Genomic DNA, 22,153 nt, shown 5'->3' with positions numbered 1-22,153 from the left:
TGGCAGTGTCTTCGGCATTCGCTTTGATTTGAGCGCCGGAAACTTGGGTTCGGAGACGAGGCCCGTTATTATCTCCGGAAATTCTATTGACGCAACGTCTACCGGCAACGAGGTGTTTGGGATATTTATCCTAAGAACCGGCGCCGGCGCCAGCGACATCTACAGTGTCATCACTGGAAACAAAATGTTGAATTTACAGAGTAATAATGCCGCCTATGGAATTAGGTTGTATTCATTCAACGGGAGCATAGGGTCTGCTGCGAGTCCGGTTATTATATCCGGGAACCTGCTTGACGTAACTTCGAACGCGAACATAGCTTACGGGACTTTTCTCCATTCCAGTGGAAACATATTCGCCAATATCAAGCACAACTATATGGATGTCACCGCAGCAACCAATGCATATGGAGGAAACCTAGAGTCCGGTTCTGGCATTATAGGAGACGTCACGTCGCTTGCCACATCCTTCTACAAGAACGCCGGGACGATAATTGGGACTAACAATCGCTACATGCTGATTCTCGATGGTACTGTAAACGGCGGAAACTACGTGAATTGGAAAGAAAACTCCTTTACTCCTGTTGGCGGGGCATGGTCGGGAAATTACAATATAGGTGATTCTTTACCGGCACCGGGCGGTCCGGGACCGGTTCAGACCAACTTCGGCGCGGGCGATACTATAACGCCGTAAATTGTAGAATCCCACAGTTGGGATAAGCATTAGGGGGGCAAAATTTGCCCCCCTTTTTTTAGACAATGGACTGACAAGGGGCTTAAGCCCCTTGTCTATCGGCCCCTTGTCTATAAACCGCAAACGCTCCCAAGGACCTCACCTTATGGAAAAGGTCTCGTCGGTGGCGGCGGCCGTAATCAACAAACCGAGCACAGTTACTATATTCTCCATTTATATATCCTATAATATAGCAATTCTTCCCCGTAACTTCCCTGTACTCTTAATAAAACGAGGCCGCCCGATTTAAAAAAAGGCGGCGAGTACAAACCGGACACAAACGGTTCTCTTTCACGGAAAGGACAATGAGAGGCAAAGGGAAAACAGAGATATCCGCTATCTCTTTAGGCTCACGGTGTCGGGAGCAACAGACTTTGAAATTCCCCTTTTGAAATTCTCGACGCACTTCTCGCTGCAGAAATAGTGGGTTTCCCCCTTGATCCTCTCCCTTATTGCGTCCCTCTTAGGAAGGTATATTCCGCAGGCGGGGTCCTTCACCATGACGTCGTCAACCTTGACCCCGCCCTTCGTTACACTCTCCTTGTTTTCCTTTGTCCCTTTCGGAACGAAAAACCTGAAGAGACGGTAGGCGAAAAAAAAGAGCAAAGAATAGAGCAGAAACCTGAAAAAACCGCCAAACATGACACCTCCTGATGATAACGACGGTTACTATAGCACCCGAGGGGAAAAAAGTAAATGGGTGATGGGAAATTAAGGTTAAATTGTATAAAGAAGTTTTTGCTTTGAATTTTCATGTTATTGTGTTATAATTATGAACATTAAGTAACATTTTTTTTGGAGGGAAAAAATGAAAATCAGCGCTCCGAAAAAGAACACCTGGTGGATCGGATGTATCCTTCTGGTATTGGGTGTCGTTGCCTTTATTCTGCCGTTTGTTGGCGTTACAATGCTGCCTGGCTGGCTTGATAAACTCTTTTTCTTCGCCTCTTCACTTCTTTATACCCTTGCCACAGCTATGAAAGGATTGTAATTTCGCCGCATCCTAAAAGGTAAAAAATCTAAGCTAAGGAAGGGGCGTTGTCAATATACGACAACGCCTTTTCCGTGCGCTCCGTGTTACTAATAATAAATGCAGTATTATACTAAAAAAAATCCCCTAATCCAACGATTTTAGTGACAACAAACAATAAACTATGTATAATATCTCCCTAATTTTTTTAACGGGGAGGCTCGTCGAGTTTTACGAAGCGAGGCTTTTATTTTTAGTACAATGCAGTAAGGAGGCAGTATTATGATGGTCTACATCAATTTTTCAAAGAGAATTCAGCAGATTCAGGACGAATTGAAGGCGAAGGGGATCGACGTCCTTGTCGGCACGAGGCTGAAGACAATCACCCACTGGTCGGGCGGCTTCGTCCCCTGGAGGAGCGCGATAATCATCCCCGCCGAGGGCGAGGTTCAATTGATCACCCCGCTGCTCGACTCCGGCAGACTTGCCGACGAGAGCTGGCTCGACAACGTCGTCGGCTACGGGGCGCTTCCGGGTATCGACTTCCTCGACATGATAAAGATGAGGATAGACGCGACAGGAAAGGACGGGGGCACCATCGGCTACGAGGACGGGACCACGAATTACCTGCCGGAGGGATTCATCACCAACTATGAGCTCGAATCGCTGAAGGGGATGTTCCCCAACGCGGAGTTCGTGAACGCCACAGAGATAACCGACAAGCTCTGTCTCGTAAAGGAGCCGGAGGAGATAAGGCTTATGCGCCAGGCGACGGCGATCGTCGACACGGCCCACGAGGCGGTGAGGCAGGAGCTGAGGGTCGGGATATCCGAAAAGCAGATAGCCGGTATAGCCGAAAAGGTCATGCGGGACGCCGGGAGCGAGTTCGCATGGACGTTCACCGGCGGGCAGGAGATCGCATCGGGCGAGCGGACATGGTGGCCGCTCGGCGGCTGCACACCCGCAACCGACAGGATTGTCCAGTTCGGCGAGCCGGTCATGGTCGACCTTCACGGGATGTACGGGCTGTTTCTCGGCGACGTGGCCCACAACTACATCATGGGCAATCCCACAAAGGAGCAGTCGGAGGTGATAAAGGCATTCACAGAGACGGCCTATAAGGCGATCGATGAGATGCAGCCCGGGAAGAGCCTCAAGGAGGTCACCCTCAAAGTCCACGAGTTCGTTCAGAAGAACGACTGGACCGCGTGGATGCTCCCCGGCTACGGCCACGGGATCGGGCATCTCGGAAACGAGTGGTACCCCTGCGTGGCCGAGGTTGCATCTCCCGGAAACAACGAGCCGGACTACATCCTCGAGCCGGGCTACATGCAGATGATGGCGGTGGTGTGCAACCGCCCCGGGGTCTGCGGATTCAGGCTGGAGAGGCCGCTCGTGATCACCGAGACCGGAAACGAGGTGCTATCGAAGCTCCCGATCGAGCCGGTGGCATTGAAGCTCGACGACAGCCTCAAGTTTAGGGGCCGTTAGCAGATGATTTAAGGTCACGTTGAGACCTGATCCGATAGTATGTAATTGTGAGTTAAAGAAAGGGACGAGGCAATCCTTCAGTAGGAAGGTAGCGGGTTTTTTTATTGAGAGAAAATCCTGCCGGTCTTGCTTACTATAGAGGCTTTAAGCATCATTCCCGATGAGACAGAGTAATCCGTACATTCATTCCCAACATTATTGGGAATATATGCCGTCATTCCCAACTCGATTGGGAATCCAGAAATATCAATCTGGATTCCCGCTTGCGCGGGAATGACACGTATTATTGGGTTCCCGCTTCCCAGGGGAATGACAACAGTTTCCGGATCCCCGCTTACGCGGTAATCACAAAATAGAAGGCAAGGAACGTTCAATGGTCGGTTTTACAAGAGAAGACGTCGAGTTTTTCAGCAAGGGGACGAGGTGCGCCGCCTGGCTCTACCTCCCCAAGGGGATCAAAAAACCCCCGGTGGTGATCATGGGCCACGGTTTTGCGGCGGAAAGGGACTTCGCCCCTTCCCGCCTTCGCCGAGAGGTTCGCCGAGAGAGGCCTTGCCGTTTTCCTCTTCGACTACAGAAACTTCGGCGCCAGCGACGGAGTCCCAAGAAACCTCGTCAATCCATTCAGGCACGTTACCGACTGGAAGGCCGCCCTTGACCATGTCAGGGCGATTGACGGGATAGATACGGAGAGGATCGCCCTCTGGGGGTCTTCCTTCGGCGGGGGTCACGTCATCGTAACGGCCGCCGCCGACAGGAGGGTATCGGCTGTTGTGGCGCAGGTTCCCATGGTCGACGGCCTCTCGTCCCTCTTCATGATCGGGCCTTTAAACATGGCCAAGGGGCTCTACTACGGGATCAGGGACCTGTTGAGGATTATCACATTTCGCGAGCCCTTCTACACGCCGGTGGTGGCGGAGCCGGGGACGTTCGCCGCAATGAACGCCCCCGGTTCAAAAGAGGGGTACCTGGCGATTGTCCCGGAAGATTCGACATGGGAGAACAGGTGCCCCGCGAGGATCGGCCTCATCATAGGTCTCTATCAGCCGATCCGTTTCGCCGAAAGGGTGAAGTGCCCGGCCCTTATCGTTGCTGCAGCGGAGGAGAACCTTGTATCTCTTAAGATGACGAGAAGGGCGGCTAAGAGGATGAAAAAAAGCAGACTTGTCACCGTCCCCGGTGGGCACTTCGATGTATACACCGGTGAGAACTTCGAAAGGGTCGTCAAGCTCCAAGGCGATTTTCTCGTAGAGCAACTGTCGTGCGATTAGATATTTATCGGACGGTTCACTGTTGTCACAACGTGCGACTTTTGCGGTGGGAGTGCCCGGACAGCTTTCACCGCCGGCTATGGAGGGCCTAATCGGAAGGTCACGGTTATTAAGTTCGAGATGTCTCCCTTTTGCCTTCGCCCGTCCGCAATCCATCGTTCAAGACGATCTCCAGTTCAATGTCTCTCCCCTAAACCACCCAGATATCCGCCGGGATCGTATCATTTCTGAAACTTTTATAAAAAATAGTACAATTTATTCGTTGACACGGCCAATTATACGTGATAGAGACCGTAAAACGGGATTAGTGATACTCTTTTAAAAAGCAATCGTCATTAAACACTTTTTTTGTTTTTATATATGGAGGTTTTTTATGTCTGAAAAAACGACTTCAGGCGCTGAAGCGGAATTCCCAGTATCCAGGGGATACTCCTACTACGTCTTTACGTTACTCTTTCTTCTCTACGTCTTTGACTATATAGATAGGATGGTAGTATCATCCCTCTTTCCGTTTCTGATTAAGGATTGGGGGATAACCACCGTACAGTGCTCATGGCTTGCATCGATCGTTACAATCAGTATGACGATCTTCGTCTTTCCCGTCTCGCTTCTCGTTGACAGATGGAGCCGGAAGAAAACGATCGGACTTATGGCGGTTTTATGGAGCATCGCCGCCGGGGCCTGCGCCCTTACGAAAAATTTCAAGCAGCTCCTGTCGCTGAGGTCTGTAATCGGAATCGGGGAGGCGGCGTACACCCCCGGAGGCCACGCCATGATTGCCGCATATTTCCCTGAGGAGAGACGGGCTACCATGAACGGCTACTTTACTGCGGCGATACCGTTAGGTAGTGCCCTGGGAGTCATTCTGGGCGGCCAAATTGCAGAGACAATCGGTTGGCGATATGCCTTCGGTCTCACTGCCATACCCGGCCTCTTCGTGGCAATTCTCTTCTTCTGGGTAAAGGATTACAAGACCGCGCAGATCGTAAAGGGAAAGACGGAGCACTTCATACCGGAAGACCCCGCCACACACGAAAAGATGAGCTTTTGGGAAATAGTGAAGGAATTTGCCAAAACACCCTCGGTAATCTTTACATACCTCGGTTACGTCGGCAGCACATTTGTCACCACGTCTCTTATCACCTTTCTCCCTCTTTATTTTCACAGAATCGAGGGCCTCGATATGTTTAAGGCCGGAACAAAAACCTCCGTTATCTTTCTCCTTGCCATCATCGGCGCTCCCTTCGGTGGTTTCATAGCAGATAAGTGGAGGAAGAGAAGACTCAACGCCAGAATGGCGTTTCCCGCGATTAGCTCTATTCTAACGGCGATATTTCTTATGATTGCTTTCAACTACACAGAGGGTCAAACTCAATATATTTTTCTAATCCTCTTTGGATTTACCGCTCCCATGTTCGCATCGGCCGGCTCCGCCGTAACCCAGGACGTGGTCCAGCCCGGGCTTCGCGCGATATCTTACAGCCTGGCCCAGTTCTTCATGATGATGTTGGGGTATACCTTGGGGCCACTTTTTGTAGGTTATATGTGTTCCAGATTTGGCAATGACTTCGATCTCCTCCCCGGTTTTGGACTCCTTCCACTTTTCACCCTCTTCGGCGGAGTCATGTTCTTCATTGGCTCCTACTACTACGTAAGGGATTTGAAAAAGGTGGCCAGGGTGAAACTTGTCGAGGAAAAGAAGTAAAGGGAGCACATATCTTTTTAATAAAATGTGAGGGGGGGATCGGTCTCAGACCTTTCCCCCCTTGATTATATTGATTTACACGGCGGGGAAAACAGCCATTGGTTCCAATAACCGCTTCCACCCAATCCCGCCGATTTTACGTCACGAAAAAGCAGAATCCCTCGTCTCCACCCCCTTCACATCGATCACTCCTCCATCGTATGTTTCTGGCCGAGCTTCTTGTACAGCTTCCCAAAGTAGGTGTTGGCGTTTTCGGCGAACTGCTCAAGGGAGATGAACTCCCGCCCCACCTTGGTGACCGTCTCGTCGGACATCTTGCCGTCCCTGATCAGCTCCCTTCCCGCCGTTTCCGCCGCCTCGAATATATCGTCCAGTGAAATGTTGAAGTGCTCTGCGGGCTTTATCGACATGGCGTTGGGGCGAAGGAGCGCCCCGGCGAACTCCCTCCTGAGGTTATGCGCCACGGCCTTCATGTGGATAAGCATCGGCTCGAAGTTTATCTCCTCGAAGAAGCCGCACGTGGAGACGAGCACCAGCTTCCCGTGGGCATAACCCTCTCTTACCGGGTGTCTCGATCGACCGTCTATTACCTCTATGAACGGCTCTCCCAGGGGCGTCATCCTGTCCATGAACATCTTCATGAGGCCGGAGACGCCGTCCCAGTAGAGGGGAGTCGCAAATACCAGTATATCCGCATCCTTTATCTTCGGAAACAGCTCGTCCATATCGTCTCTTATTATGCACTCGCCCGGCGTCTTCGTCCAACACTTCAGGCAGCCCAGGCATGGCCCTATCTTCATCTTCTTCAGGTAGAACAGCTCCACCTCGGCCCCGGCATCCTTCATGCCGTCTATGAACGGATTCAAGATGCGGGCGGTGTTTCCGTTCGCCATGTTCGGACTCGAATTCAAGGCAAGTACTCTGTCATTTCCCATAATAGAAATCCCTTCTCAATATTGGTAAAAAAACAAAAACCTCGGAGCAAATCAAAGGGCCCCTCGGTTTTTTTCCTTACTTCCGAATGTAGTCAGGGACGACTTCGCAAAGCTTTTTAATTACAACGTCCGGATCGCCGTTTTCGATCAAGAGGCTCATCTCCTCAATACTTTTGATGACCTCGGCCCTGCTCACATCGATGGACCTCTTGACCATTATCTTCGGGTGCTCGGTGGGTATTATCCCCTCCCCCTCGACCAAGAGCTCCTCGAAAAGCTTCTCCCCCGGCCTCATGCCGATAAACCTTATATCGATGTCCACGTTGGGAACCTTCCCGTGGAGCCTGATGAGATCGTGGGCGAGATCAAGGACCTTCACCGGCTCACCCATGTCGAGCATGAATATCTCGCTCCCCTTGCCCATGGCCGCCGCCTGCAGGATGAGGCTTGCGGCCTCGGGGATCGTCATGAAAAACCGGGTCGCTTCTGCGTCCGTTACGGTGACCGGCCCGCCCCTCCCTATCTGCTTGAGAAAGAGGGGAATGACGCTCCCGGAGCTTCCCACCACGTTCCCGAAGCGGACGGTGAGGAAATCACAATTTTTCGAGTTGGAGAGGGACTGGACGTAGAGCTCGGCGAGACGTTTTGTGGCCCCCATTACGTTTACGGGCCTGACCGCCTTGTCGGTGGAGACAAGGACGAACTTCTCAACGTTGTGCTTAAGCGAGATGTCCACAACCGTCTTCGTGCCGAAGACGTTGTTCCTCACGGCCTCGACAGGCTCGAACTCCATCAACGGGACGTGCTTGTAGGCCGCCGCGTGAAAGACGAGGTCCACCCTATGGTCGTTGAAGACCTTCTCCACCTTCTTCTCGTCTGTAATGGAGCCCAGGATCGATACGGAAGGGATATCGGCAAATAGGTTTTCGATCTCGTACTTTATCTCATGGAGGTTTGTGTCGTTCCGCTCGAAGATGATAAGCTTTCCGGCCTTGAACTTCATGACCTTTCTGCACAGCTCCGATCCGATCGACCCCCCCGCCCCCGTTATCAGGACGCTCTTTCCGCGAATGAAATCCTCTATCAACGGGACATCGAGGTTTACCGGTTCCCGTCTCAAAATATCATTAAACGAGATATCCCTGATCTTCTTTACGCTGATCGTATCCCCGAAAAGCTCCCCAAGGCCGGGGATCGTCCTCGTCTTAATATTTGCATCCTCACACAGCGAGAGGATCCTCTTGATGTCCGCCCCGGTGGCGGAGGGGATCGCTATCACCGCCTCGTCCACGCTCGACTCGAAGGCCGTCTTCTTGATGTTCTCGGTGGTTCCGAGGATGGGAATGCCGTGAATCTGAAGGCCCTTTTTTCGGGGGTCGTCGTCGATAAAGCCGATCAGCCTGTACTTCAGCTTCTTGTTGCCCGTTATCTCTCTGGCGAGCTTCTCCCCGGCGTCACCGGCTCCGATGATGATGATTTTTTTCATATCGGAATAGTCCCTGAAGATAAGCCCCCTGAAATCGAACCCCCTGTTCAAAAAGACCCTTATGGCGAGCCTGAACGCGCCGATGAATATAAAGGTCAAGAGGTAGTCGATGATGAAGACCCCCCGGGAAAAGCCCTCGAACCTGAAGAAAAAGAGGATGGCAAGGATAATCAGCCCCGAGCTTACCGAGCACGCAAAGAAGATATTCCCGAGGTCAACGATCCCCGTGTACCGCCACATCCCCCGGTAGAGGTTGAAATAGTAGAACGAGATGAGCTTTAGTATGATTATCGGAAATATGGTCATGACAAAGGCATTGACGGCCCACCCAGAAATAATACCCTCGAAGCGGATGAGATAGGCAAAAATGTTGGCAAGAACCAGAAGGAAAATGTCCCCGGTCAGGATTATATACACGTTCTTCGTTCTGGTATGAACCTTCTTCACGATTTCAGCCACTATATTAATTCCCCTTGGTCGATGCGATAACCTCGGACACGCGCCTTACGTCCTCATGGGTCATGTCCGACCCGCTCGGAAGCGAAAGGCCGTTTCTGAAGAGTCTCTCCGAGATCTCCCCTCCGACCTTGCGACGGCCCGAAAAAATCGGCTGCATGTGCATCGGCATCCAGAGGGGCCTCGACTCGATATTCTCCTCCTCGAGGCGAAGCCTGACCCTTTCCCTGTCCGCGCCGAACTTCTCCGGGTCTATCGTTATACACGTGAGCCAATTGGTGCCCTTTCCGTAATCCGCCTCCGGCATGAAATCCACCCCCGGAAGATCGCCCAGGAGCTCCCGATAGAGGCGGTTCACCCCTCTCGTCTGGGCAATCCTCTCCTCGATCACGGAAATCTGCGCCCTGCCGATGGCGGCGAGGATGTTGGAGAGCCTGTAATTGTAACCGATATTCGAGTGCTGGTAGTGTGGGGTGTCGTCCTTGGCCTGGGTGGAAAGGTACCTCGCCTTTTTGATCATCTCCTCCTCTTCCGAGACGAGCATCCCCCCTCCGGAGGTGGTGATTATCTTGTTGCCGTTGAAGGAAAAAGCCGCACACAGCCCGAAGCTCCCGCACTTTTTACCCTTGTACGTCGCCCCCAGGGCCTCGCAGGCGTCCTCTATTACCGGCACATCGTAGCGGCCGCACGATTCCATAATCGGATCGACGTCCGCGCTCTGGCCGTATATATCGGCAAATATCACCGCCCTGGGTAGCCTGCCCAGACCGGCCAGGCGATCGAGCTCGCCTCTCAAAAGATACGGGTCGATATTCCAGCTTCTCTCATCGCAGTCGACAAACACCGGGGACGCCCCGGCGTAGGCGATCGGATTTACGGTGGCCGAAAACGTAAAGGTCGGGCAGAGGACCTCGTCCCCCGGGCCCACCCCCAGAGACAACAGGGCCAGATGAATGGCCGCCGTGCCGGAGGAGAGAGCCACGCCGAATGAGGCGCCGAGGTATTCGAGGAACTCCATCTCGAAGGCTTCGAGGTCCGGGCCGGACGGGGCGATCCAGTTCCCCTCGAAGGCCTCCCTTATGAAATCGAGCTCCCTTCCTGACATGTGCGGCGGCGAAAGAAATATCCTCTTATCCTTTTTCATCAATTGTCCAAAATTCCCCTAAAAAACCCTACTGAAGCGGATTTATTAAAATAAAAAACTTCCCGTGCAATACCAATTACCCCCCGCTTCCCCGCCCCACGATAATCACACGACCCTGCTTCCATCCTTGACGTCCCTAACTATAACACATCCCGCCCCGATTGCGCAATCTTTACCGATCTTTATCCCGGGTATGACTTTAGCCCCTATCCCTATAAAACTGTTTTGGCCCACCGTGACGTTTCCGGCGAGATTCACGCCGGGGGCGATGTGGACGTAGTCCGAGATGACGCACTCGTGGTCGACCGTGGAGGCGGTGTTCAATATGACACCCTTACCTATCCTTGCGGCGGCGTTCACCACCACGGGGCCGATCATGACAACCCCGTCCCCCACAACTGCCGAGATAGAGACCATCGCCCAGCGCGAGCGGACGGTAAGGAGGGATACACCCGTCTTATCCAGCCATTCCCCCGCCTCCCGCCTGCGATTGTTGTCGCCGATTCCGAGGATAACGCGGTCTCCCTGCCTTACGACCGACCTCCCCCCCGAGACCGGCAATCCCAAGACGGTCGATCCCCACTTTCCCTCGTCGTCGTCCAAAAAACCGCTCACCTTAAGACCGCTTTCCATAGCCGTCTCGGCCACCACCATCCCGTGCCCCCCGGCACCGAACACCCAGAGGTTTCTTGGAGCCTTCATATATTCGCCTCATTCTTTTTTGTTGGCCTATTGCCGCTAAACTTCGGCATCGGAGTCCCGTCGCTCCGGTTTACCCCGCTGCCCGTGAAGACAGAAAAGAGCGTCATGAAGAGAATTTTCAGATCGAGGGAAAAACCGATATTCTCTACGTAATAGGTATCGTATTTAAACTTTTCATCCCAGTCGATGGCGTTTCTCCCCATGATCTGGGCGAGCCCGGTGATCCCCGGCCTCACGTCGTGGCGCCTCGCCTGCTCTTTATTGTAGAGGGGGAGATACTCCATCAAGAGCGGCCTCGGGCCCACGAGGCTCATGTCCCCCTTCAGTACATTTATCAGCTCCGGCAGCTCGTCTATGCTCGTCTTCCTTAAAGCACTGCCGACAGGCGTCAACCGCTCTTCGTCGGGGAGGGGATTCCCGTGTCGGTCAAAGGCTTCGGTCATTGTCCGAAACTTGTAGATGGTAAAGGGCGCCCCCCCCTTCCCCGGCCTGACCTGCCTGAAAAGGATCGGCCTCCCCATGAAGACAAATATCAACGCCGAGACCAGAAGGAGTACGGGGGAGAGGAGGACAATCCCGAGAATCGAAAACATTACATCAACAACACGCTTTACGGCTCCGTAAAGATTCATGACGCTTAAAACCCCTCTCTATTGTCCCATCAGGCGGATTTGACCTCCCGGACTACAAAGACCTCTCCTTCAAGAGCCTCTTGTATTCATCGGCCAGCGCCTCCCGGATCGGCTCCGGGGAAAAATCCCTGACGCAGCGCTCGCGGCCCGCCCCGCCGAGCCTTCGCCTTAAGCTCGGGTCGTCCAAGAGCCTGGCCACGGCGTCACAGAGGGAGCCGACATCACCCCTCGGCACCAAGAATCCGGTCTCGCCACTAACGACGGCGTCCACACATCCAATAGCATCTGTCGCCACAACGGGGAGCCTCATGGCGGCCGCTTCCATTGGGGCGTAGGGGAATCCCTCCCTGTGGGAGGGGAAGATAAGCACGTCCATCAACAAATAGTAGGGGGCGACATCCTCGACGTAACCGACAGGCACGACCCTCCCGTCCCTCTCGAATCTCCCCTTTATCTCAAGGACAGCATTGTCGACCCTCTCCGTATCCCACGGACCCACGAGGAGCAGGTAAATATTCGGATACTTCTCCCGCAGGACACCCCAGGCCGCCGAAAGCTCGATTATCCCCTTGTCCCGCTCCAGCCTCCCCACGTAGCCGACGGTCAACGCCCCTTTTTCCCGACCCGGCAGGCCCAGCCCCTCGCGAAGGACAGCGGCCTTTTCCTTTATATCCCCCCTCTCGGGATCGAACCGGGCCGCGTTCAGCTCGCAAGCGCCGGAGCGGAGGACGATCCCCTTTTTCTTCGAGACCGTCTTTTCCCTCCTCGCAAACTCCATCTGTGAGTTCGATACGAATATCGTCTGGTGGCAGAGTCTCGACGTCAGCCGCTCAACCCACTTCAGGACGAGCCTTTTAACGCCCCTGTCATTCACGAAGACGGTGCCGCGGTTCATATATATCCTCACCGGCACCCGGGCCGCCCACGCCGCAACAGAGCCCAAAAGGGAGGCCTTAGGGGTGCTCAGGTTTACGACCTCCGGCTTAATACGCCGAAAAAGAAAGTATAATGATACAAGGCCCCTCAAATCGGAGACCGGTGTAATCCCTCTCGTCATTTTAATCCCATGAACCCCGACCTCGTTATAACGGCCGGCCTCATCGAGGGCTTTACCCGGCGACGAGACGCAGATAACCTCAAACCCGGCCGACTTCATGAAATCGATGTGGCCTCCCATCAAGAAGGCCCGGATCGTATCCGGCACGGTGGTTACGTAGACGAGCCTTATATTTATATTTATTTCCCCCAGCTTCTCCTCCTCAATCCTCTTCACGAGCCGCCTACCTGTCCGACTTTCCTGTCCCCCCACGGTGGCATCACTGCACCTCCAGCCAGGCCTGAAACATCAGGATGTCCCACAAATGATGCTGCCAGTTCCACCTGCCGGAAAGGTGCTCCTCCCACCTCTTTCTTATCGGGGCAGGACTGAAAAAGCCCTCCGCCATCAATCTCTTCTCCGAGAGGAGGGACTCCCCCCACTCCCTCAGCTCCACCCTGAGCCAGGTATCTATGGGAACGGCAAAACCCATCTTCGGGCGATCGATGATCTCCTTCGGGACATATCTGTAGAGGAGTTGCCTCAAAAGCCACTTCCCCCGGCCGCCCTTGATCTTCATGGAAAGGGGGAGGCTTGAGGAGAACTCCACGACCCGGTGGTCTATTATGGGTACCCTCGCCTCGAGGCTTACGCCCATGCTGGCCCGATCCACCTTCGTCAGTATGTCGTCCGGGAGGTAGCTCACCATGTCGAGGTACATCATCATGAGCGAAAAGTCGTCTATATCGGCCCAGAGTTTTTTGTCGGACGTGATGGATGGCAGCTCCTTGGAGTTCGGAACGACCGACGTTGATTCGTCCCAGTGCGTGACCAGCCTCCTGTAGATATCGTATTTATCCTCGGCACCCATGACCGTTGTAAGCTTCTGGACCTTGTCGCCAAGATTTCTCTGCTTCAATCCCTTAGGAATGATAAAATCAAGCCGACTCGACAGGGAGTCCCACGCGACGGGGGAGGGCCTTTCGAGGAGCCCTGCCAGCCCCCTCCTTACCCCGGCGGGCATCCACCCCAGCCTCCTCCAGAGCCTCGGCGCCCAGAAGTGGCGGTTGTAGCCCCCGAAGAGCTCGTCCCCCCCGTCCCCGGAGAGGCAGACCGTAACGTGCTCCCTTGCCATCTTCGAGACGAGGAACGTTGGTATCTGTGAGGAGTCGGAAAAGGGCTCGTCGTAGAGCATGGGAAGCCTCGGTATCACATCGAGGGCGTCCTTGGGGTCAAGGTAAAGCTCCGTGTGCTCTGTTCCGAGGTGCTCGGCGACCGCCTTTGCGTCAACCGCCTCGTTATAGGCGGCCTCGTGAAAGCCTATGGTAAAGGTCTTTATCGGCCTCGTGGAGTTTTTTTGCATCAGCGCCGTGACCGTAGAGGAGTCCACCCCGCCGGAGAGAAAGACTCCGAGCGGCACGTCCGCGATCATCCTGAGTTTCACAGCAATGCCGAGGATCTCCTCCAAGGCGTCGACCGCCTCCTTTTCGTCTCCGGCAAACTGGTTTCTGTATCCCTCCTCCGCTATCTCCTTAGGATTCCAGTAATGGCGGGGCGTCGGCTCCTCCCGATCGACCTCCCAGGAGTCTTTAATTGTCAGGATTGCCCCCGGGGGGAGCTTTTTCACACCCTTGTAGATCGAGTAGGGCGAGGGGACGGAGTTTCGCTTTAGGTAGAGGGACAAAACGTCCCTGTCGATCTCGCCGCGAAAGTCCGGGTGGACTTTAAGGGCGCTCATCTCCGACCCGAAGAGGAAGGCCTTTCCCATCCTGCCGTAATAAAGGGGCTTTATCCCGAGCCTGTCCCTAACGAGGTGCAGGGCCCTCTCGCTCCTGTCCCAGAGGGCAAAGGCGAACATCCCGACGAACCTGGAGACGGCGGCCTCGATGCCCCAGGCACTTATCGCCTCGAGCATTACCTCGGTGTCGGAGTGGCCCCGCCACCCGGACACAAGTCCCTCTTCTTCGAGGTCTTTTCTTATCTCGTTAAAATTGTATATCTCGCCGTTGTAGGAGATGAGGTGCCTGCCGTTCTTCGAGATCATCGGCTGGTGCCCCTCCATCGACAAATCTATGATGGCAAGCCGCCTGTAGGAAAAGCCGATCCCCGCCTTCACATCGGCCCAGACCCCGGAGTCATCAGGGCCCCGGTGGATCATTGTATTGCCCATCCTCTCGAGGATCGATTCGGCCTCGTCGGTCGTCAATCCCTTTTTCAGCATGCCGGCTATTCCGCACATATATTTAAATCCTTAAATATCAAGCCAAGTCTTTAATGATCAACGGCCCTGCCGCCCGGCCAGCACTTCCGTATACATTAGCCGATATTGCTCGGCGACCGCGGCGATGGAGAACCGCTCCACAATCCGCTCCCTGGCGGCGGCGCCCAGCCTTTTTCTCCCCTTCACCCCCATCTTAATCAGATCAAGCCAGCCTCCGGCCAGCGCCTCCGGGTCCTTCGGGGGGACGACCCTCCCGGTGTCTCCGACGAGGTCTCTCGAATCTCCCACGTCGGTGACGACGCAGGGCACCCCCGACGCCATCGCCTCCCCGATAACGTTCGGGGAGGCCTCGGTGAAAGACGAGGTCGTCGCGATGTCGAGCCCGGCGGTTATCTCCGGGATCTCCCTCCTGAAGCCCAGAAGGTGAATCCTCTCCGGTATACCCGTGTTTTTCACCATCGCGGCGAGCCCGCCGTTTTCCATCGTCATGTCCCTTCCCACCAGCACGAAATGGGTCTTTTCGGTCTTTTTTCCCAGGATCGACGCCGCCTTGAGGAAATTCCCGTGATCCTTCATCGGGTGGTAGCGGGAGACGAAACCGATCAGCACCTCATCCCCGTTAAGCCCAAGCTCCTTTATGAGCCTTCCCCTCGCCGAGCTTGAGGGACTGAACCTTTCGCAGTCGAATCCGTTCGGTATGTAGATCCTCTTCTTAACCGGGTAGCCGAGAGACTCGTGGTGCTCGGCTCCAACGATGGAGTTATATACAATTCCGGCCGTGGAGCCGGCAAGGCGCGCCCCGAAGCGGATGAGAAATGCGGTGAGCCGCTTTTCCGCCTCAAAGCCGTAGACCGACTGTCTTATATTCCAGAGAACCGGGACTCTCCCTTTCAGGAATCTCGCCGCGAGCGAGGCCGCAAAGTTCCCGTGATACATCCACCCCTGAATCAGGTCGGGCTTTATCCGCCTCATCGTCTTGACGAGGCGGCAAAAAGAAGCCGGGGTGGGCCTCCCGCGCCTCATCCCCATCGTAAAGATGGGAACGCCCATCGTCTCGATCTCGCCTCCGAGGTCGTCTTCCCCCATAAGGGAGATGACCACGGGCCTGAAGCCGTCATCCCGACTGGCGCTCAAAAGCTTGAATAACATCATCTGCGCCCCGCCTGCGAAGAGGCTCGTGACTATATGGAGGATGATTTTTTGTCCCGTTTCTGGTAAAATCATAATATTAATAGGATAATTGTAATAGGGGGCCGTCCGCCCTTTCCCGCGGTTCCATTTTAGTTTTACAAATTTATAATTCTATTTAATGGGAGAGGCGATGTCAAACAAATTATGGAACATTCGGAAGGGAAGCGAATACGATCATCTCACCTAATGCATGTGGAGACAAAAAAGAGGCTTTTTGAAACGGATGCCGCCGGGAAAAAAAGAGTGGACACAAGGCCGTTTTTCTGCGATTCTATTAACGTCTCAATAATGAAAAGTAAATCACCGTTTGCCGGTTAGGCTTCGTTATCTTAAATTGTATTCGGTCGCATAATCGGCAAGAACCAACTTTAGCTGTTTGGGGGAAATCTTGAGCTGGGTTTACCTGTTTATCGCGATCATAACGGAAGTCGCGGGGACGATCTTCCTGAAGCTCTCCGACGGGCTTTCCAAGGTGATCCCGACCGTGTCGATGGGAATCTTGTACGCCCTGAGCTTCATCTTCCTGGCGCTGTGCATCAGGAAGATCGAGGTCAGCATCGCCTATGCCATATGGTCGGGGCTGGGGACCGCTGTCATCTCCGTCTTCGGGTATCTCCTCTTCGATGAGTCGCTGGGGGCATTGAAGGTCGTATCGATCATGCTTATCATCGTGGGGGTCGTGGGCCTAAACCTTCTCGGGCAGGGTCATTAGCCATTAGCCATTATATATACTGTCCCGCCACCCCCGCAGTTTCCAAGGGGATCGGGGAGCTTCATGGTCAAAGTCATTTAAACAGGTATAGGGAATTCAGTTTGCCCCATACTGTTTGCAACGACCCCCTGTTTTTTTAAAGGAGCGTCACAATCCTTATGGAGATTGTCTACAGACCGATCGGGAGGATATCCACCTCCCTGAAGGACAAAGGCGATGCCCCGATACAGGGGGTGTTCGCCCCGGAGAGCATGGGACGGGTCGAACTATTTCCGGAGTATGCCGGGGGACTCAAAGACGTCGAAGGATTCTCCCACCTCATCCTGATATACCACTTCCACAGGAGCCGCGGCTGGACGCCTCTGAAAAAGCCCTTCCTCGACGATGTAGAGAGGGGGATATTTTCGATCAGGCACTACGACAGGCCGAATCCGATAGGGATATCGGTGGTCAGGCTCTTGAGCGTCGATAAAAACGTCCTCGAGGTGTGCGAGGTGGACATCCTCGACGGGACGCCGCTTCTGGACATCAAGCCCTATGTGCCGAGATTCGACGTCAGGGAGGATGCGGTGGACGGGTGGCTCGGAAAGGCCGACAAAGAAAAAATATAGTACCATTCAAACGAGTGACTCCAAAAGGAGGGGCAAAGATGAAGAGAGACGGCACGGACAAAAATATCGGGGATATCGAGAAAATGAAGAAAAAATATCCCGAGAAATTCGTTTCGGAGGAGGACATATTCGGTCATATCCATCGGGGCGACAGGATATTTATAAGCACCGCATGCGGGGAGCCGCAGTACCTGGTGTCCGCCCTGATCAAGTACGTCGAGGCCCATCCGAAGGCGGTTATCGACGCCGAGGTCTATCATGTCTGGACGCTGGGGGTGGCCCCCTACGCCGGCGAAAAGTTCAAGTACAATTTCAGGCACAACTCCTTCTTTATCGGCCACAACACCAGAGAGGCCGTAAACGAGGGGGTGGCGGACTACACCCCCATATTTCTCTCGGAGGTCCCGGAGCTTCTGAACAAGAGGATGATCCAGGTCGACGTAGCCATGATCCAGACATCGCCCCCCGACACCCACGGATACATGAGCCTCGGCGTAAGCCTCGACATCGTCAAGGCGGCCGCCAAGAGCGCCTCCGTCGTGATATCGCAGGTCAACTCCCACATGCCGAGGGTCCACGGCGACGGTTTCATCCATATCGAGGAGGTTGACTTTATCGTCATGAAGGACGAGCCGCTGATGGAATACGAGGACGAGGTCCCGGGGGAGATAGCAAAGAAGGTAGGCAAATACGTCGCCAGGATAATAAACGACGGCGACACGATACAGGTGGGATACGGCAGCCTCCCCAACGCCATCATTGAGAATCTCGAAAACAAAAAGCACCTCGGCGTTCACACAGAGCTTCTGAGCGACGGCATCGCTAACCTGATGAAAAAGGGTGTGATCGACAACTCCATGAAGAACATCAACCGGGGCAAGACGACCGCCACCTTCTGCATGGGCAAAAAGGAGACCTACGATTTTATCCACGACAACCCGGGAATAGAATTTCGGGCCGTCGATTATACGAACAATCCCCTCATCATCTCCGAGAACAGGAACATGACCGCCATAAACAGCGCCCTCAAGATCGACCTTACGGGCCAGGCGACGGCCGAGTCGATAGGCCACACCTTCTACAGCGGGATAGGGGGCCAGGCGGACTTCATGCGCGGGGCCGTTCTGGCCCCGGGCGGAAAGACGATACTGTCGCTCCAGTCGACGGCGGAGGGGGGGAAGGTATCGAGGATTATCCCCTACCTCAAGGAGGGGGAGGGGGTGACCTTAAACAGGGGCGACATCCACTACGTGGTGACCGAATACGGCATAGCCTACCTCCACGGGAAGAACATCCGGGAACGGGCCATGTCGCTGATAATAATCGCCCACCCCGATTTCAGGTCCTGGCTCATAGATGAGGCGAAGAGGCTGAACCTCATCTACAGGGACCAGGCCTTTATACCGGGGAAGGCGGGGGAATACCCCGAACACCTCGAAACGTACAAGACCACAAAGAAGGGGCTTACCATCCTCTTGAGGCCGGCGAAGATCTCCGACGAACCGCTCATGAAGGAGTTCTTCTACGACCTCTCCGACAACAGCCGCTACAAGAGATTTTTCTCGAATAAGCCCAGGATGCCCCATGAACAGCTTCAGATGTTCGCCGTGGTCGATTATTCCAGGGACATGACCATAATCGCCGTAATCGAGCAGGAAGAAAAGGAGGTGATCGTGGGGGTCGCTCAATACAAGATTTTCGGCGATGGAATGAAGGCGGACATGGCGATGATGGTAAAGGACGAATACCAAAACAAGGGGATTGGATCGGTGCTCCTCTCCTACATGTCGCTTCTGGCGAAGAGGCAGGGACTTCTGGGCTTCACCGGAAATGTCCTTGTCGAGAATAAATTGATGCTCCACATGCTGGAAAGGAGCGGATTCGACGTAGAGCAGAGGAGCGAGGACGGAATTCACGAAGTGGTGCTGAATTTCAGGGAGGATACATAAGTGGCGGAGAGGGACGGCAAGACAACCAGGATAAAAAAGAAAATCCTGGATAAATATCCGGAGAAGTTCCTCCCGGAAGAGGAGGTGTTCAAGAAGATACACCCCGGGGACAACATATTTATCGGCACCGGATGCGGATTCCCAAAGCGCCTTATCCACCTTCTCATCGCCCGGGCGAAGATGTTTCCAGAATCTTCGTCCGACGCCGTCGCGTTCAGGCTGATAACGCTGGGGGTCACCCCGATCGTCCAGTACAAGTTCACTGACAACTTCAGCCTAACATCGTTTTTCATCAGGAGGGACACGAAAAGGTCGGTGAATATCGAAAAGGCGGATTTCATCCCGATTTTCTATTCCAATATCCCGGGCCTGATCCGGATGGGGAGTCTGCCCATCGATGTGGCGCTTATACAGACCTCCATGCCGGACGAGAGGGGAATTGTGAACCTCGGCATCAGCGTCGATATCGTAAAGGCGGCGGTGGAAAACGCAGGGATAGTTATCGCACAGGCCAATTCAAACATGCCGAGGGTCCACGGCGAGGGGTACATCGATATAGAGGAGGTGGACTACATAATCCCCTTCGACGAGCCCCTCCTCGAATACGTGTCGAAGGTCCCTGGAGAGATCGCCCAGAAGGTCGGCAAATACGTCGCCAGCATCATTCGGGACGGCGACACGATACAGGTGGGATACGGGAGCCTCCCCAACGCCATCCTGGCAAACCTCACGGACAAAAAGAACCTCGGCGTCCACACCGACCTCCTGACCGACGGCATAGTGGATCTCATGAAGGAGGGGGTCATAGACAACTCGAAGAAGGGGATCAACCGGGGCAAGACCATAGCCACCTTCTGCATGGGCACGGAGAAGACCTACCGTTATCTCGACGAAAATCCCTGGGTGGAGTTTAAGGGCGTCGACTATACAAACCATCCCCTGACGATCGCCAAGAACAACAGGATGACGGCGATAAACAGCGCTTTAAAGATAGACCTAACGGGACAGGCCACGGCGGAGAGCTACGTTTCCTTTGATATTCCGGAAAAGGGATCGGCAAAAACCGATCCCGACGGCAAAAAAGTGGGGGGTGAATCGAGGGGATTCCACACCTGGGTGGGAGGACAGGCGGACTTCATGAGGGGGGCGGTTCTCTCCAGGGGGGGGAAATCGATACTGTCCATCCAGTCGACGGCCGATGGGGAAAGGGTCTCGAGGATCGTCCCCCTGATCGAGGAGGGGGTCGGCGTCATGCTCAACAGGAGCGACGTCCACTACGTGGTCACCGAATACGGGATCGCCTACATCCACAGCAAGAACATCAGGGAGAGGGCGATGGAGCTCATCGCAATCGCCCACCCGAAGTTCAGGGGCTGGCTGATCGAAGAGGCGAAGAGGCTGAAAATGATCTACGAGGACCAGCTGTTCGTCCCGGGAGCGGAGGGGGAGTACCCCGAACACTACGCCCAGTGCCGCAACACGAAGACCGGCTTGAAAATCCTCTTTCGCCCCGTCAAGCTGACCGACGAGCCGATCCTGAAGGACTTCATAAACTCCTGCTCGAAGGAGACCCTCTACAAGCGCTTCTTTTCGAGCCGTACCTACATCCCCCACGAGATACTCCAGAAATACACCGCGATAGACTACACCAAGGAGATGGTGATCGTCGCCGTGGTAGAGAGGGAGACGAGAGAGGTGATCATCGCCATGGGGCAGTACAAGATAAACGCCGAGGACCACACGGGGGACGCCGCCATAATGGTTTTGGACGAATACCACGGCCGGGGGATCGGCACCGAGATATCGAACTACCTGATATACCTCGCCCGGCGCCAGGGGCTGGTGGCGTTTACGGCGGATGTCCTCCACGACAACGACGCGATGCTCCACATCTTCGAGAAGAGCGGCTTCGAGGTGGAGATGCGAAGCGAACAGGGGGCCTACAAGATGCGTCTGAACTTCGGGGAGTGAGGGGGGGAAATTGTTCTAATATCCTGAAGTGTAGTTTTTTTGCTGACATCATGAGAAATTTTCAATACAAATGTACAATATAAGCATAAATATGAGAATAAACCTGATTATAGAACTGAAAGGAGAGGGATGAGAAAGTTACTGGTAACCGCAATTACAATATTATTGATTGCACCACTTTTTTTTGGGTGTGCCCCAAATGAAAACAAAGACGTTCCTGTCAAATTGAAGTGGTGCTACAAGACTGGATTTTATAAATACTCCGCCCCCACAGTAGTTAATGGAACTGTCTATGTAGGAGACCAACAAGACTATGTTTATGCTATAGACAAAGATACGGGTAAACTGGAGTGGTGTTTTTGTGAGAGAGGTGCCATATTTACATCCCCATCAGTAGCTGATGGTGTGGTTTATGTGGGAAGATTTTATGGTCCTTATGATGACGGTCGTCTTTATGCTATAGATGCAAGAAGTGGTAAGTTGAAGTGGCGCTTTGACCTGGTAGGTGTTATTACATTGTCTGGTTCGCCCAGAGCAGTTGATGGTATAGTCTATATAGGATGTTCAGATAATTACTTTTATGCCGTTAATGCTGATAGCGGTGAACTTAAATGGCGCTTTAAAACAGGAGCCAGTATATTATGCACACCCATTGTTGCTGACGGTATTGTTTATTTCGGAAGCAGAGATGATCATATATATGCCCTTGATGCTAATAATGGTGAGATGAAGTGGCGTTATGAAGTGGGAGGTTGGATGGATTTCTCTCCTTCTATTGTTGACGATGTAATCTATGTAGGTAGTAATGATAAGCATCTTTATGCCATTGATAGAGATACAGGTGTGTTGAAGTGGCGATTTGAGACAGGAGAAAAAATACTTTCTTCTCCCTCAGTAGTTGAAGGTTTAGTGTATATAGGATCTGCAGATAATTTTTTGT

At 53.7% G+C, this 22,153-nt stretch carries 18 protein-coding genes and 1 pseudogene; 10 read left to right on the top strand and 9 right to left on the bottom strand.

Features of this window, described 5'->3' with window-relative positions; all coding sequences use genetic code 11:
* The coding region (locus JW984_17015; GenBank protein ID MBN1574899.1) for a hypothetical protein at positions 1-691 on the top strand (691 nt) is incomplete at its 5' end.
* A gap of 375 nt (positions 692-1,066) precedes the next feature.
* Here the strand turns inward: JW984_17015 and JW984_17010 are convergent.
* Positions 1,067-1,372: a hypothetical protein gene (locus JW984_17010; protein MBN1574898.1), complete on the bottom strand. Its 306-nt coding sequence runs from the start codon at positions 1,370-1,372 to the stop codon at positions 1,067-1,069.
* Between the two features lie 166 nt (positions 1,373-1,538).
* Here JW984_17010 and JW984_17005 point away from each other — a divergent pair, with 166 nt between their 5' ends.
* The 4 genes and pseudogenes from JW984_17005 (at position 1,539) to JW984_16990 (ending at position 6,167) form a co-directional block, all read left to right on the top strand.
* Positions 1,539-1,721, top strand: coding sequence for a hypothetical protein (locus tag JW984_17005; protein MBN1574897.1), 183 nt, complete (start codon positions 1,539-1,541; stop codon positions 1,719-1,721).
* 261 nt (positions 1,722-1,982) lie between these two features.
* The gene (locus tag JW984_17000) at positions 1,983-3,191 is read left to right on the top strand and encodes an aminopeptidase P family protein (protein MBN1574896.1); all 1,209 of its coding nucleotides are present in this window, start codon (positions 1,983-1,985) and stop codon (positions 3,189-3,191) included.
* Between the two features lie 373 nt (positions 3,192-3,564).
* Positions 3,565-4,462: pseudogene (locus tag JW984_16995) on the top strand (alpha/beta fold hydrolase).
* Between the two features lie 373 nt (positions 4,463-4,835).
* Positions 4,836-6,167, top strand: a complete 1,332-nt coding sequence (locus JW984_16990; protein ID MBN1574895.1) for an MFS transporter — start codon at positions 4,836-4,838, stop codon at positions 6,165-6,167.
* Positions 6,168-6,352: 185 nt separating this feature from the next.
* On the opposite strand, the gene JW984_16985 is transcribed toward JW984_16990, so the two are convergent.
* The 8 genes from JW984_16985 to JW984_16950 all read right to left on the bottom strand — a co-directional run bounded on the left by JW984_16985 (position 6,353) and on the right by JW984_16950 (position 15,931).
* Positions 6,353-7,102, bottom strand: a complete 750-nt coding sequence (locus JW984_16985) for a flavodoxin family protein (GenBank protein ID MBN1574894.1) — start codon at positions 7,100-7,102, stop codon at positions 6,353-6,355.
* A gap of 76 nt (positions 7,103-7,178) precedes the next feature.
* Positions 7,179-9,047, bottom strand: coding sequence for a polysaccharide biosynthesis protein (locus tag JW984_16980; GenBank protein ID MBN1574893.1), 1,869 nt, complete (start codon positions 9,045-9,047; stop codon positions 7,179-7,181).
* Between the two features lie 4 nt (positions 9,048-9,051).
* The gene (locus JW984_16975; GenBank protein MBN1574892.1) at positions 9,052-10,188 is read right to left on the bottom strand and encodes an aminotransferase class I/II-fold pyridoxal phosphate-dependent enzyme; all 1,137 of its coding nucleotides are present in this window, start codon (positions 10,186-10,188) and stop codon (positions 9,052-9,054) included.
* A gap of 105 nt (positions 10,189-10,293) precedes the next feature.
* Complete coding sequence (locus JW984_16970) at positions 10,294-10,890, bottom strand: acetyltransferase (protein ID MBN1574891.1); 597 nt, start codon at positions 10,888-10,890, stop codon at positions 10,294-10,296.
* A complete protein-coding gene (locus JW984_16965; GenBank protein MBN1574890.1) occupies positions 10,887-11,522 on the bottom strand; it encodes a sugar transferase in 636 nt (211 codons plus the stop codon). Before JW984_16965 ends, JW984_16970 begins: the two co-directional genes overlap by 4 nt.
* A 52-nt stretch (positions 11,523-11,574) precedes the next feature.
* Complete coding sequence (locus JW984_16960) at positions 11,575-12,795, bottom strand: glycosyltransferase family 4 protein (GenBank protein MBN1574889.1); 1,221 nt, start codon at positions 12,793-12,795, stop codon at positions 11,575-11,577.
* Positions 12,796-12,838: 43 nt separating this feature from the next.
* Positions 12,839-14,797, bottom strand: a complete 1,959-nt coding sequence (gene asnB, locus JW984_16955; GenBank protein ID MBN1574888.1) for an asparagine synthase (glutamine-hydrolyzing) — start codon at positions 14,795-14,797, stop codon at positions 12,839-12,841.
* 39 nt (positions 14,798-14,836) lie between these two features.
* On the bottom strand, positions 14,837-15,931 hold the full coding sequence (locus JW984_16950) for a glycosyltransferase (protein ID MBN1574887.1): 1,095 nt from the start codon (positions 15,929-15,931) through the stop codon (positions 14,837-14,839).
* A 427-nt stretch (positions 15,932-16,358) separates the two neighbouring features.
* On the opposite strand from JW984_16950, the gene JW984_16945 reads away from it, so the two are divergent.
* The 5 genes from JW984_16945 to JW984_16925 all read left to right on the top strand — a co-directional run.
* On the top strand, positions 16,359-16,682 hold the full coding sequence (locus JW984_16945; GenBank protein MBN1574886.1) for a multidrug efflux SMR transporter: 324 nt from the start codon (positions 16,359-16,361) through the stop codon (positions 16,680-16,682).
* 158 nt (positions 16,683-16,840) lie between these two features.
* The gene (gene tsaA, locus JW984_16940) at positions 16,841-17,293 is read left to right on the top strand and encodes a tRNA (N6-threonylcarbamoyladenosine(37)-N6)-methyltransferase TrmO (protein MBN1574885.1); all 453 of its coding nucleotides are present in this window, start codon (positions 16,841-16,843) and stop codon (positions 17,291-17,293) included.
* 38 nt (positions 17,294-17,331) lie between these two features.
* The gene (locus tag JW984_16935) at positions 17,332-19,242 is read left to right on the top strand and encodes a GNAT family N-acetyltransferase (protein ID MBN1574884.1); all 1,911 of its coding nucleotides are present in this window, start codon (positions 17,332-17,334) and stop codon (positions 19,240-19,242) included.
* Positions 19,243-21,213, top strand: coding sequence for a GNAT family N-acetyltransferase (locus JW984_16930; GenBank protein ID MBN1574883.1), 1,971 nt, complete (start codon positions 19,243-19,245; stop codon positions 21,211-21,213).
* A 129-nt stretch (positions 21,214-21,342) separates the two neighbouring features.
* Positions 21,343-22,153 (top strand): PQQ-like beta-propeller repeat protein (locus JW984_16925; GenBank protein MBN1574882.1); only part of this gene is annotated, 811 nt, incomplete at its 3' end.

The sequence above is a fragment of the Candidatus Zymogenus saltonus genome, assembly GCA_016929395.1.
Lineage (GTDB): Bacteria > Desulfobacterota > Zymogenia > Zymogenales > Zymogenaceae > Zymogenus > Zymogenus saltonus.
Note: the sequence above shows the minus strand (reverse complement) of the source record. Positions and strands in the feature narration are given on the sequence as shown.